This window comes from Rhodococcus sp. IEGM 1305 (genome assembly GCF_030058635.1).
Classification (GTDB): Bacteria; Actinomycetota; Actinomycetes; order Mycobacteriales; family Mycobacteriaceae; genus Rhodococcus_F; species Rhodococcus_F opacus_D.
This window is the reverse complement of sequence record NZ_JASHKX010000027.1, coordinates 12,255-26,722: the sequence shown is the minus strand read 5'-3', so window position 1 is coordinate 26,722 and position 14,468 is coordinate 12,255. Positions and strand designations below refer to the sequence as shown.

The window sequence follows — 14,468 nt, the reverse complement described above, 5'->3', positions numbered from 1 at the left end:
GCGGGTTGTCGGTCGCGGCGATTCTCGTCGCCTGCGTGATCCTCAGCGGGACGACCTAGCCGATACGGACAGGGGCACCAGTTGCCGAGACTCCGAGAACGCGAGGACCACCCGCGTCGATCGGACCGCTGGTTCTGACGCCACCACCTCCGCTCCTCGAGCGCCCGCACCGACCTCCGCGCCCGCAGGTGTTCCCGAAAGATCCTCTGCTGCAGCACTGTCGATCTCCACAGTCGCCACGAGCAACAGAGTACTACTAGGGGTCAGAACCGGTAAAAACTGTCGTCTGAACACGGACCTACGGCCGCGGCGCCGAGTCCAAACCATCTCTCCACACGCGAGTGGTTTGATGGTTCGGACCATCGTCGCTACCGGGAGTACACCACATGCCGAAACTCGCACTCGACAAGGAATGCCTCCGCGAATACGGACGCCTCGACAAGCAGGTCCAGGACAGGATCACCGACACCCTCGCAAAGTTCGAGGCGGCCACCCACACTGGCGTCCATATGGAGAAGATCGGCGACGCACGCAATCCGCGATTCCGATCCATCCGGATCGACCAGTTCTACCGCGGCATCGTCCTCGCACCCGAAACCGGTGACTCCTACACCCTCCTCACGGTGAAGCCCCACGACGACGCGTACATGTGGGCGCGTCGCCGGGACGTGTCGGTCAACCGTGCGACGGGCGGCATCGAAGTACGCGACGTGGTCACGATCGACGAGGCACTGCCTGAGCTGGCGAAGGCTGCCAAATCGTCGACCACGTTGCTGTTCGAGCACGTCAACGATGCCGACCTCACCCGTCTGGGTATCGACGAAACGATCCTAGTACTCGCGCGTACCCTCACCGACGCGTCGCAGTTGAGCGCCCTCAAGCCGGTCCTGCCCGAAACCCAGTGGGATGCACTGACCGGACTTGCCTCCGGCCTCACCCCCGAGCAGGTGTGGTCCGAGTTGGGTGCCCGCATCGTGGACGAACCATACGACCCCGAAGACCTCGACGCCGCTGTCGCCCGCAGCAGCGATCGCATCGTCCTCGTCGACGGCCCCGACGATCTGATGGCAATCTTCGCGCACCCGTTCGCGTTCTGGCGCATCTACCTGCACCCGACGCAGCAGTCGGTCGTCGACGCGACTTTCCGGGGGCCCGCTCGTGTCACCGGCGGACCCGGCACCGGGAAGACAGTCGTCGCGCTCCATCGGGCGCACCGCCTGGCACACCGATCCACCGGTCCGGTGCTCGTCACGACGTTTACCTCAACGTTGACCGATTCGCTCAGCGCCGGGATCAAACTGCTCGCGAGCTCTCCGGAAGCACTCGACCGAATCGACGTGCAGAATGTCGATAAACTCGCCAACCAGACCTTCCGCGAGGCGCACGGCACGCCGAAGATGCTCACCGAAGACGACGAGAAGGCGATATGGTCATCGATCGTCGATCGCCTCGAACTGCCGTTCTCGGAGGTGTTTCTCGCGGCAGAGTGGCGCAACGTGGCACTCTCACAAAGCATCTCGACTGTCGACGAGTACCTGTCCGCGAAGCGGACCGGCCGCGGGCGGCGGCTCGGCGCAAACCAGAAGGCGCAGGTGTGGCAGACTATCTGTGAGTTCGAATCTCTCCTCTCCGTCCGCGGGCAGTGGACCCACGAAACGATATGCCGCGAAGCCGCTCGACTGCTCACAACCCGCACCGAGAAGCCGTACCGACACATCGTGGTCGACGAAGCGCAGGACCTGAGCCCCGAGCAGTGGCGCCTTATCCGCGCCGCCGTCGCCGACGACACCGACAGTTTGTTCATCGCCGGCGACACCCATCAGCGGATCTACGACAGCAAGGTCAGCCTGCGCGAGGTCGGCATCAACATCACCGGGCGGTCGAGCCGGCTGAACCTCAACTACCGCACCACCGCCGAAATCCTCGGCTGGAGTCTGCAATTGCTGCGTGGGGAGCGGGTCGACGACATGGACGGCCGGCTCGACTCCATCGCCGGCTGCCGGTCCGAGGTCCACGGCGCACCGCCGGCGACCACGCAGTTCGACACGCAGGACGAGGAGATCGGCTACGTCGCGGACACCGTGCAGCTGTGGATCGACGGCGGTGTAGACCCCGGCGAGATAGGCATCGCGACCCGCGCGAAATGGCTGGGCACCAAGGTGCAGGACGAACTGTTCAGACGGGGCGTGCCCGTGCGATCGCTGGCGAAGTCGAAGACCGCAACCGAATCCGTCTCCGTCGGCACCATGCATGCGATGAAGGGACTCGAGTTCCGGTGCATGGCCGTCGTTGGTGTCGGCGCGAAGCAGGTGCCGGCCGGCCCCGCGATCACCCCCGCCGAGGAGGACCTGCAGACCCACGAGCAGGACATTCAACGCGAACGATGCCTGCTGTTCGTGGCATGCACCCGCGCGCGCGAGGACCTGCTCATCACCTGGAGTGGGCCGGCAAGCCCGTTCCTCGTCCCGCTGATCTGATCGGTAGTCGGGTCAATTCAGCTACAAGGGTGAATTTCCGATCGGGCTCGGTAGCCGAGCTTGATCGGTGAATCGCCTCACCGCTGGTTAGGCCTCATAGCTATCGCACCGTCGAAGTAGCCTGGCAGCGTCCCTGTCGGATCCCCCAGCAGCATCGCCCGGTCCAGGAAGCCGTTCAGGTTCTCGCAGCTCGTTTCCGGAAGCAGTACGCACGCATGGCAGGCCGCCATGTTCACACTGCCGGAGCCACTCGCCTCCGCCTCCATGCACAGTGGGTCGTTCGAGCACCATTCGGCGCGTGCAAGGGCGGACCGCAGCGTGTGCGCGAGTTTGTCCGGCTCGCCCTGAGCCACAATTCCACCGAGGCTACCTGCCGAATCGCTGGTCGCCGTGTAGATCAGCATTCCTGCCATCTCACCGTCGACATAGAGTCGCTCGCGCAGCGCCGAAGCCGGATAGCCGGCATCCAGGCTCCACTCGGTGATCAGCGCATGAGCGAGGGTGTGGAGCAGCAGAAGCCGAGGGGTCACATGTGACTCCACCGTCTTGCCGTCCTTCACCTTGCGGGTGGCCCCTCGCTCGCGTAGGAGCGCATTGTGATTCGCCCGAACCCGCTCACTGCGAGCTCGGACCGCAAGATCCGACTCCCATGCTGCGAGCCGGTCGGCATCGAGCCTGAGGAACACGCCTTCGCCGCTGACCTCCATCGCTGGCAACCACTCCGGATCGTCCTTGGTACTAATCTCCGCGTGCCGCTGCTCCGGGTCTGCCTCCGTCGGCGCTTCGCCCCGGACGAACGATGACAGCACCCGCACCTCACGCAGACGCTTGACGAGCATGCTGTCCCGTATCCCCAGGTCCCGAATCGGAGTCGGGTCACCTTCCGGCGCCTCACAGACGAACGGCTGGTACTCGGCGACATGCACCTCGGGCCGCCCGCGGACGAGTGCCTCATACTCGTCCTGACGAAGCCTGGAACTCGCCTTGACGACCGGCACTTCACCGTCTCCTTGATCGGGATCAGATTCCTCGATCGCGATGACGACCTCGATGACATCCTCGACGGTCGCCTTCAGTTTGGCCAGCACGCTGGCGCGATCCTTGAAGTAGAAGCGGATGTAGTCCTCGTTCGCTCCGAACAGTTTGTGCTGCTCGACGAGCGCATACACTCCCTCGCCCCACGGCGGGATCGACAGTGCACTGTTCATGATCGGGTGCCACGCAGACGAGGAACCGCGCTGCATGGCTCGGGGCGGCTGGTCACACAGCTGGGATGCTGCCCCCTTGAGCCACGGCCGCCGCCCGCCGCATCGAATACCGAGATCCTTCAGGGCTTTCGAACGGAACGCGCCCTCCATCGACGCGTTGGGCACGCCGCAGGTGCATCTCACGACCACGGACCGCAGCGAGGCGGTACTGCCATCTGTGTCGAGCGACAGAGTGCCTCCGCACCTCCCACTCTCCCTCTCAACACCGCGGTGGACCCATTTCCAGTATGGGAAGTCCTCGATGTGGCCGTGATCGCACGCAATGACGAAGCGCGAGGGGACGAGATCCTCCGAACACTCGTCGCACCGTGCCTTTCCCTTGGCCGAGTTGAACTTGAAGAACGGCTGAAGCGCCTTGCATTCTGGGCACGAATAGAACTCCGGGAAGCGATGCACAACCACCCCACCGGTTCCGCGGTCTGGGTCTGGGGCGGGCGGTAGCCGAAACGACGAGACGCCTAGGATCTGGGCGAGCCGGCGCTCGTACACCACCGGGGCCTCGTCGATTTTCCAGGAGTCGATACCCGAGACGATGAACGACTCGTTGTCGATCGCGATCATTGCGCCCACCCCGTAGGTGGTGACGAGTTGCGCGCGCCGCACAGCGCCAGGCTTGCGCGGAATCGGCTGAGAGGGCGCTCCCGCACCGCGCCGTCGACGGGGATTATTCGGAGGTGTCATCGCAGGGCTCCCTACCGGTTGTTTTCCAAGAACAGCGTCGATTCCGCGTCGACATCGCGCAGGCTCCACAGGGTTCCCCACCCGGTGGCGTCGTCGGATTCGTCGTCGAACCCAACCATCAATGCAGCCCCACTAGATCCACGCTTCTTCTCGTAGCAGAGATCCGGATGCTCATTCGCCTCACTGAGCCACCAATCGATGAATTCCTCGCAGTGGCTCGCCGTGGCAGCCCGCTCGCGCACGTCGATCTGGCCGACGCGGTCGAGGATGGCGGGCACGATCTGCGCCCGGACGTCGTCGACGAAGTCGATGATCCGCGCGGCGGCCTCGTTGTCGGAGGCGCTCGGGATCATCAGGCGCGTCAACGCAACAATCACCGCGTGCAGTCCTCGATCCCGCGCCCGCGCCGAGAACGGTGTGACACTGGTCGACTCGACCTCGCGGTACAGAGCCGAGTGGAAGCTGGGGAACTTCTCGTAGTGCGAACGGTCCCGCGAGCGTGCCGAGTTGAACATGACCGCAACGAGACCCGGATGCCGGCGCCCGACGCGGCTGGTCGCCTGGATGTACTCGGCCGTGGTCTGCGGCTGCCCCATCACCGCCATCAGTCCCAACCGATCGATGTCGACGCCCACCGAGATCATGTTCGTCGCCAGCAGTACGTCGAGGACATCCTCGTCCGGAAGTGCGATGTCGAGCTTCTTCAGGTGACTCGGAATCTGGCTGGAATCGGCGCGGCTGCTGAGTTCGATGAGCGCGGTGGCCGACCGGGCCCCGGACTCGTTGCTCTTCCCAAGCAGTTCGAGTCGATCCTGCACATCGTCGAGAACCTGCAGCTCGGCCGCAGAGAGTAGTCGGAGGCTGTTGAAGTAGCCGACCAAGGTCCAGTATGCATCCAGGACTGCTGGGTCCGCCGATTCGCCGGCGGCCTGAGCCGAGTTGATCAGCGCCGCGTAGGTACGGACGAGCAGGGTTGCCTGACTTCCACTCGGGGTGAACAGTCCGACATACCTACGCGAGGCCTTGTCCTCCCGGGGCGTCTCGACGGCGAACCACGAATCACGGGAGTCGACGCCCGCGGGCGGGAACTGGGCAACCTTGCGGTCGAACAGCGCACCCACCTGATCCGACGCTCGGCGGATCGTTGCGGTGGACGCAATCACCTTCGGCTGCTTCGCCAAGAGGTCGATTGCTGTTTCGTACAGGCCTGTCAATGTGCCCAGCGGCCCCGAGATCAGGTGCAATTCGTCCTGGACAATAAGCTCCGGCGGGACGGCCTCGAGGTCCAGGTTGAACAGCGATCCAGTCTCGGGACGCCACGGCATCGACGCGAACTTGTCGACGGTCGCGATGATCAGCGTGGGATGCGCGTCGTACACGGCTTCATCGACCAGATGGGCCGGGATGCCGTTGCCACCATGGAAATCACAGTGCTGGTTCGGGCAATGGATGAGCATTCTGCACTGCTCGATCTGCACCGCGTAGTTGCCAGCGTCAAGGCGGTCACCGCACCACGGGCAGCTCTTCAGCTGCACGGGATTCTTGCGCTGCAACGACTTCTGCGGGTTCTTGCGCAGTTCGTCGAGTTCGACCTCGGCGTCGGCGAGCCGGTTCGGGGTAGCCGACTGCCCGACCCACATTCCGATGGAGATGGGCGTGTCGCCCAGTCCGTCACGCAAAACTCGCAGGCGCTCCATGGCGCAGATCAACACAGTCGCACGCTCGAACTGCTGCAGAGTCAGGAGCCGGAGTGTGTAGCGCATGAGCACCGTAACGCCGGCGCCGTCCTCGCCGTCCCGGAGCCGTCGGAGGAACACGGTGAACGCGATCAACCCCAGGTATGCCTCGGTCTTGCCACCTCCGGTCGGGAACCACAGCAGGTCCGCGATTTCGCGGTCCTCGTGCTCGGGGTCGACGATCCCTTCGAGGCACAGCAGCACGAACGCGATCTGGAATGGCCGCCACCGGCCGCTGGCCGCGTCTACCACGCCGACACGACCACCCTTGATCCATGCGCTCCGGCCGCGCTGCAGGGCCATTGCCTCGTTCGCCAGCTGGAACGCTTCGAAGATCTGGGGCCTGCCGGAATCCGCGAGTAGCTCGACTCCGCGCCGCATACGAGCGAGCGATTCACCGCAGAGCCGAACCTGCTCGTTCGCTACCTTCGCGTAGTCACCACCGGCGAGTTCCGCGGCATCGCCACCACGTGCGGCGATCCATTCCTCGTAGCCGTCGAGCAGCTGTGTCAGCGCCGCGACGACCTCGTCGCGGCTGCCGCTGCCGAGGCCCGCCATTCCTAGGGCACGGTCGTCGATCTCGGGATTCGAGTCGGTCAGTAGAACTTCGTGCGTCGGCATGAAATCAGTGCGGATCGACTGCACCGCGGCTCGACCAGACAGTGCCGTCCGCAGTGCCGGCGGCTGCCACTCCCACGCAACCGAGCATCCGTGACCCACCGCGAACGACGGCGCGTGTCGGTGCAGCAGCCTGCTGAGCGCCTGTTCGTCGTCCACCGCGCTGGCGCCGGCCGCACGTTCGACGAACGCGGCGGTCCCATTCGGCCCCTCGACGACGATCTCGGGCTGGAAGAAACAGGAGGCATCCTGCAGGTCGAACTCGCCTGTGCGGAAGGTGTTCACGATCGTGACGGTGACCGTCACGACACCTTCACGATCGTGGCGGCGGACGAGCGTCCGCAACTCGAGTCCTGGACACAACGCGACCGGCGCCTGCATGCCCGGAACTGTCAGCTCGATCGGTACCGGATCACACTCGAAGGGCGTCCTCCGCCACCGCTCGCGCTGCTGCTCCGTGCTACGGGCTTCGCTGCGCTTGGGCTCGATGGGTCGGCCTTCCTCGTCCTCGGGCGCGTACCGGGCGGCACTCACCGTGACGTAGACGGTTGTCGCGATATCGGACGCCACCCCGAAGGTAAGGCCCATCGACGACGGCTTGCGGAGATTCGTCAGTGCGACTCCGAGGTCGGTCGCCCCCTGCTCACCGTCGTCACGGCTCACGACATCGGGGGGCGTGTCGCCGCCGTCGGCTTCCCACTCGGCCGCTGCTTCAACGGCACTAGGAGAGTCACGCTCCCCGTTGGACCCGCGAATACTCGGCGTGACCCCTTCAACGTGCGGGAAAAGCACGCCCACCAGATATGCCGTGATCGGCGCATCATTGGTGAGAACCTCCTCCTGTCCGTCTTGCGGGCCGAGAAGGTCTGATCTCAGTGCGCCGCGAATCTCGGATCTCAGCGCGTAGTGGGCGCTGTGGTGGGACCTGGTCACTCGCCGGTACCGCCTTCCGCTGTCGTGTCGTTCCATTCGAATTTCCCGAGCCCAACCAGCCGTGGCGCAATCCATATTCCGGTTTCGCCGAGCCCACTGCGCTCGGCGACAGCACGGGAGCCGGCGACGGTCTCCATTGCATCGACTCGCAGCCCTGTGATGCACCGCGGCCAGCGCTGCACGTCGTAACCACGATTGAGCTTGAGCAAACGCCACAGGTCACCACGGAATCGTGCTGACATCTCGCCGACGACGATTCCTGCGTGAAAGATTCCGTATGGCGGCGTTTCGGTTGTCGTCTCAGGCAGATCATGCAGACGCCTGAGCTCCACCTCGTCGTTGACGGAAACGGATTCACGCAGGTACTGCTGGGTGACCACCGGATCAGCGAACGGCTCGCGCACCCCAGCGGGCACTTCGCCGCACACGTCGAACTCGGAAACCTCGATGCCGTTGCGAGCCCACCGTTCCCGGCCGCCAAGGAACCATCTGTCCACGGGGAACGGGTTGCGGTTCGCCTTGCGTATCTGCCACAGCTTCGGAATCTTGATTCGGTATAGGTCATCGCGAGGCCGGGTCATCGCCACGTACAGCAGTCGCGCCTCGGCCGGCGGGTCGACATCCCCGCCTCCCCTACTCACAATCGGTTCCGGTTCGACGACCAGGACACGGTCGAACTCCAGGCCCTTGGCCCGGTGAACCGTCGACAGCACCAGGGGGTGAACCGGATTGGCAGTCAGCTCGTCCGGCAGCCAGCCCTCGGCGACCGCGCGCCGGAGGGCTTCAACGTCCAACTGGTTTCGAGGACTCGCCGCGACCCTCCGCAGCGACTGCCACACCCGACTCGGTTCGTCTGTCACGACCCGGAGCTGGCACAGGACCTCGGTGAAGCGTTCCTCAGTCATGGTCGCACCACCGGCCGACTGCAGCAGGTCTGCCACCCACGGCGGCACTGGCCGGGATCGCGGCGACCGCTGGATACGGTGCGGCACACCATAGTTGTGCAGCTTGTCCGACAGCCATAGAACTTGGCCGTTGTCCCGGCAGAGTATGGCTGTGGTCCCGCCGGACATTCTCAGCGAATCCTGAACAAACTGATCGCTCAATTCGCCGAAATTCGGGGCAGCGCCGAGTACCGAACACAGTTCGGCGTGAATCCGCGATGCCTCGGCGTCAGCCGCAGCCTGGTCCGTCGGGAGGTTCTGGAGTTGTGCACCGTACGGTATCGCGGCCCGGGTCTCGGATGTGCGTGCACGGAAATTGTCGTCGAGGCTGACCTCGACGAGATCGGCCACATACGACGCACGGATCCAGTCGAAAAATCGGTTGGTCTCACCAGCTCGCTCTGCAGGGTCGGCGACCTGAAACCCGTAGATCGACTGCGCGGTGTCGCCCACAACTGTGAAACCGCAGTTGTCGGAGAATCGGTCCAGCAGTGCTTCGACCATCTCGCGGCGAACTCCGACAAGGTCCTGGACCTCGTCGATAATGACGTGCGCCGGCGGTCCGTGTTCGAAGGACTCGAGCACACCGGCGTCGATCGCATCGATCGCCATCGCGATCCGGTCGTCGAAGCTGGTTCCTGCGAGGTCGTCCCGCTCCCGGTCCATCTGCTTAAGGAGCGCCAGCGCCCATCCGTCGAAGGTCTGCGCGCGGACACGGCGCGCGGACACGGCCAGTCGGTCGACACGATCACGTAGCTCGCGCACTGCTGCACGCGAGAAGCTGAGCACCAGGATCTCTCCGGCCTCCAGCTCTTCGACACCGGTCAGGTGCTCGAGCCGGTAAGTAAGGGTCGTGGTCTTGCCCGCGCCAGCTCCTGCGGTGACGAGTGTCCGTGCGTCCCAAGGCTGCTTGACGACGTTCCGCTGACCCTGAGTAAGCGAGAGGTCGTGCGACTTTACAATGGTCATCATCGCTCGTCTTCCTGCCACAGGTACTCGAATTCAGTAAACGCAAGGCTGTTGTCGAAGTTCGTGATGTTGTCCCGAACGTCGAGGATGAGGCAGCTGTCCTTGCCGCCATTCTTGACCCCGCGAAGCCCGCGTCCGACCATCTGTTGGTAGGCGTTAGCGCTGTACACAGGGCGGGCGATCAGGACTGCCCGGGTGGCCGGTGCGTCGAAACCCTGCGACAGCACACCATAGTTCGTGATGACCCGAATCTCGCCGCGTCGGAACGCGTCGATTCGTTGCCGCCGATCACCGGGTGGGGTCGCCGAATCGATGGCAACCGACCTGATCCCCCGGTTGCTCAGTTTCGCCGCGAGAAGTTTCGCGTGGTCTACCGAGGTCGCGAAAACCAACACGGGCCAGCCGTCCGGGAGCGCCGCGATCTCCTCGATGATCACCTTGTTACGGTCACCGTCCTCGGCAAGTCGGCGCTCCGCACTTCGCGGGAGGAATCCGTGGAGCTTCTCGACCTCGGCAAGTTCGTGGTTCTGCAGGGCCATGTCAATTCCGGCGAGTTCTCGATGCTCAACCTTGGAGAGAATTCCCAGCTCCTGCAGTTTTGAGATCGGCTCGTCACCGAGGACCCCTTCATCAAGCCGGCGGTCGCCGAATCGCAACACCAGACGTCGAGTCAGGTCCTCGTTGTTTCGGAACGGCGTTGCGGTCAATCCAACCAGGTGCCGGGTCGTAACGCGGTGAGTCAGGCCCATCGAGTCGAGAATCTGTGTGTACTGCTTTGAGATGGCTACATGAGCCTCGTCGACGATGACCAAGGACGCTTTCCGCAACCACGCATAGTCGTCGGTGTCCAGGCAGGACCGCAGCTTGGCGTCGGTGGCCACGACGAGGTGCGGACGACCCGACACCGGCGTCGCCGAATTGTCGGTCCACAATCGATCAATGACAAGCGGATACTCCGCACCCACCTTCTCCCACACAAACTTCCACGATTGTACGGCCTGCTCACACAGTTCGGTCGTCTGCGCGATCCACAGGATTGGCCCGTCCGGCATCCCCGACTCGCGGATCCAACGGATCACGCCCTCCGCCGCAACACGGGTCTTGCCGGCTCCGGTCGGAAGGCTCAACATCGCACGCTGAGGACGAGCGCTGCACAAGAGATCGACGAATCGACTAGCAATCAATTCCTGGTACGGGTGAAGCGACGGGAAGTCGGTTGGTCCGGAGGCAACTTCACGCTCCGGCAGCGGCGGAATATACGTTCCAGCGAAAGAATCCGGAAACTTCAGACCCGCAACAAACTTCAATGCTACGCGTCCACCGTCGAATCGGGCGGGCGCTTCAGGAAACTCCGCACGAATTTCCTTCGCGTACGCACGCAACACACCATCGTCATGGGCGTTGTAGGCAAGTTCCGCAAGGCGGAGCGCCCCGGAATCCTGTCCGCTCCCGAGCGACTCACTCTCCACGAGGCCTGCCGGAAGCCCCCGCTGCAGCACGTCGGCATCCAGCATGAGCGAAAGCTTCTCGGGGACCTCACCAGCATTTCTGATCGCCGTCAACTTCTCATTGAATGCTTGGTCTTCGAGGTGCTTCCGGTGGGCTTCGAGCGCCGCACGGCACCCATCGGCACCGAGACCGAAACCGAATTCCTTGTCAGCAAGGATCAGCGCCTTCTCGCTGGTGACACTCGCCGGGACCAAGACTGTGCTGTCCTCACGTGCGCTGGCCAGTGGCGTGAGCCGGGTCCCATTCGGAGTGCGGACCACCTCCTCCAGCTCACTGCAGCGTTGCATGAACAGTCCACTGAGGGTCGACGTGGCAATCCTCCGCCGAAGCGATGGATACTCGTCCGACAACGCGATCGGCGCACCCTCCGGCACTGCGCGGATTCGCTTCTCGATCACGTCATCGATCGTCAGCATTCCCCACTCCGAGATCATCACGTCGGCCTGATCGGCGTCGGCGGCCCGGTCGACAAGAATGGCCGGATGACGCTCGCGTATCAACTCGTCATATTCCGAGCGAGACCTTGCGACAGCGATCTCGCCATCCACACGGAGTTCCCATTCGTCGCCCACTCGACAGCGAACAACTTCTTCCTTGAAGACCAGGTCGTACGCGATCCGGATCAGAAGTGCGTAGGTTCGACCGACGAAATTGTCGTCGGTACTTTCTTTGAGCTTCTCGAGCAGAGCATTCCAGCGCGCCGGTTCGACATCCTCGACGGCGGTGGGCATTCGTAGCTTCCGAGCCTTCGCCTGGCTGATCTCGGCCACAGGTAGCACAGACCCGTACTCGCTCAGCTGTGGGCCGACCGCCTCTCGGACACGCCGGAGACCCTGCGTCGTCCGTACCATTCCATGCGTGCCGATGAGCCATCGAATCGGAGAGAGGATCTGTACCCGGGTGTTCGCGCTCTGCCCGATCTGCCGCGTCCAGTTCTCAATCAGGCCGTCGTCCGAAATCTCAGTGATGAAAGCCGCACGCCCTTCGTCTGACAGCCGCTTGAACAAGTGAAGGGGTCCCGCCATCGCGCCGCCATCCAGCTTCATCGTAGTGATCTGGATGCGACTTCGCGTCGCGCCCAGGGTCGAGCAGTATTGGTCGTACATCGCCTTGCGGTAAAGTTCGAACCATCCGTCTTGGTCGGGCTTGTATGACGCGTCGGGTCGATCGGACATTCCGAAGCTGCGGAGGATCGATCGGTCGTTCGCATGGAATGACATGTCAACGGCAATGTTTCCGTCGCGGGATCCATCTGCCGGTACAATCGGCCCCGGCAACATACATGCCTTCAAGGGTGCAAATTTCCCAGTGACCGTCTTGACATGCAATGTCGAATTGAGGTCGTTGACGCGCTGTCGGACGGCAGCAGCCTGGACGGGGCCGCCCGCGCTATTCAGAAGTTCCCAGAAGCGCGTCCAGGACTCATCTGTATAGCCCGCGAATCCCTGGTCCAACACGCTGTGAAATCGACCCTCGGTATCGGACTCCCGGATGCCCAACCGGTCCAATAGCGGCACCAGCTCCGGATCGTCCGACAAACTGGTATCGACGTAGACGAGATCGTCACGCAGCCCATCGTCGCTCGAACGTCGGAACAAGCTCCCTGCGGCTGGCGCTACAAATGTCCCGGACTCCGTCAAAACGATACGAGCCTTCCTTGCCTCGACCGCATCCGCGGCATTGTTCGACCCCGCGAGATCGTGCACGAGCATGTGCGCGAGGACCCGAATCGCCGCGGCCGAGGCCGCGGCCGTGCGGTCCTCGACAAGGGCCTCCAGCCAGGCGCGCACGGTCTCAGGTTCCTTGCAGGAAGCCGCTTCGAGGATGTGGTTCATCTTTCCCCGGCGAGACCCAGGTCCTTCGACAGAGTGATGGACCCAGTTCACCGGCCGTCCCGGGTATTCGCGCCACAATGCCAGTGCCTGTGGAGACAGCTTCTCCTTGTGGATCCTCAGGCCAGTGGGCAAGCGGAGGTCGCCTCGCTGGTCCGGCAGCGAGGGACTCTTGGCAGCAAGTAACCAGACCTCCTCAGTGAGATGTCTACAAGCCCAGTTCGGCGATTCCTTCGGCCGTCCGGGAAGTAGCGGCAGGAAGGCCGCAGGGTCTTCCACAGGTGTGAGATTCTCCAAAGAACCGACGACCAACCTGGCGGCCACATTGAGCAGCTCCGCATTCAGGTCACTGCTGTCGAGGAGATTCTGCCGGTCTTCATTCGTCTTCCACGCAGCGTTGAGTGCGCCACTCAACGTCATCGGATATTTCGTCGGGAAGTACGACCAGAACGTACCCCGATCGTTGGGAATGGTGTGATAGTCGGATCCGTCCGCCACCGTGTAGTTGGGCACTGCCCAGGAGATGTCGATGGTGACTCGGTCGTGGAGTTCGCCCGCACGTCGTCGCGTTTCATCGCTCACCCTATGGGGGAGCGTGAAGACCCGGTAGCTCTCGGACACCGCCTTCGATCCAGTACGAGACTGATGAATCGTACGAATGTGTCCCGACTCCCCGACCTGAATCTCGCGGCGGACGACTGGCATATCCCGGCGATCCTCCAGCACTACGCTCCCGACATGGGGAGAGAATAGTTGGAAGAGGTGTGGAAACTCGTCCTGTTTCGACTCATCAACGCGAGCTTTGGAGCTCTGCTGGATGTCACGTCCAAGTCGCTCTGCTGCGCCCGCAACCAGAGGCAAACGCACCACCGTGCTCGCCCAACCCAGCATCGAATCGAGAACTGAATCGCGTGAGCGTTCGAAGGAGACGTCGAGGGGACGCGCCATCCTCAGTACCGGCGTTTCACCTACGGAGTCGAGCGAAGGCTCGCCCCTCTCGGCTTGCGCCCCGTTTACCGCTGCGAGGATCTCAGCTTCGGACCATTTTGCATCGAATCCGAACGATCCTGTCTTGCTGAAGATCTGCGGCGCCTGCGAAACCGAGAGGACCGACTTCACACCTACACCGAACCGGCCGATCTGGCCGCCGCGCTTCTTCGAGACACCCATTCGAAGAATGGTGTCCGTGCCTTCCGGCGTGACGGGGGTGCCCTCGTTCGCACAGTAGAGGTACTCCTCTGTGAGGGCGACGTGAATGCGTCCTCCGCGGTGCTCAGGGGCTCGAAGCTCGTCAGCCGCGTTCTGGACCAACTCGAAGATCTGGCGGTCCCCGTATCCACCTTGATGGATACGGCGCTCCCCGTTCGCATCCTCCTCGATGCGTGCCGGGTTCAAGGCATACGTACGGAGAGCAAGTTCGGTGAGCTCCGCAACTTTGCGGAGAACGTCACTGTCGTTGGTCATGTTCATGGAGGTCTCGTCCTAGGAGCGTGGAGGGGCT

5 protein-coding genes are annotated in these 14,468 nt (G+C 63.3%); 1 reads left to right on the top strand and 4 read right to left on the bottom strand.

Annotation, left to right across the window (positions count from 1 at the left end; all coding sequences use genetic code 11):
• The first annotated feature begins 386 nt into the window (after positions 1-386).
• On the top strand, positions 387-2,477 hold the full coding sequence (locus tag QM693_RS27445) for a UvrD-helicase domain-containing protein (RefSeq protein ID WP_283353871.1): 2,091 nt from the start codon (positions 387-389) through the stop codon (positions 2,475-2,477).
• Positions 2,478-2,554: 77 nt separating this feature from the next.
• Here the strand turns inward: QM693_RS27445 and drmB are convergent, their stop codons facing one another.
• From drmB to QM693_RS27425, 4 genes are read right to left on the bottom strand one after another with little or no spacing between them, the layout of a single operon-like run.
• A complete protein-coding gene (gene drmB / locus QM693_RS27440) occupies positions 2,555-4,426 on the bottom strand; it encodes an MrfA Zn-binding domain-containing protein (protein ID WP_283353870.1) in 1,872 nt (623 codons plus the stop codon).
• Positions 4,427-4,437: 11 nt separating this feature from the next.
• Complete coding sequence (locus QM693_RS27435; RefSeq protein WP_283353869.1) at positions 4,438-7,713, bottom strand: helicase-related protein; 3,276 nt, start codon at positions 7,711-7,713, stop codon at positions 4,438-4,440.
• A complete protein-coding gene (locus QM693_RS27430; RefSeq protein ID WP_283353868.1) occupies positions 7,710-9,647 on the bottom strand; it encodes a UvrD-helicase domain-containing protein in 1,938 nt (645 codons plus the stop codon). The genes QM693_RS27435 and QM693_RS27430 overlap by 4 nt, the downstream gene beginning before the upstream one ends.
• Positions 9,626-14,437: a DEAD/DEAH box helicase gene (locus QM693_RS27425; RefSeq protein WP_283353867.1), complete on the bottom strand. Its 4,812-nt coding sequence runs from the start codon at positions 14,435-14,437 to the stop codon at positions 9,626-9,628. The genes QM693_RS27430 and QM693_RS27425 overlap by 22 nt, the downstream gene beginning before the upstream one ends.
• Positions 14,438-14,468: the final 31 nt, after the last annotated feature.

Coding starts and splice junctions, on each gene's coding strand:
- drmB (WP_283353870.1), bottom strand. CDS start 4,426: ATGACACCTCCGAATAATCCCCGTCGACGGCGCGGTGCGGGAGCGCCC.
- QM693_RS27445 (WP_283353871.1), top strand. CDS start 387: ATGCCGAAACTCGCACTCGACAAGGAATGCCTCCGCGAATACGGACGC.
- QM693_RS27425 (WP_283353867.1), bottom strand. CDS start 14,437: ATGAACATGACCAACGACAGTGACGTTCTCCGCAAAGTTGCGGAGCTC.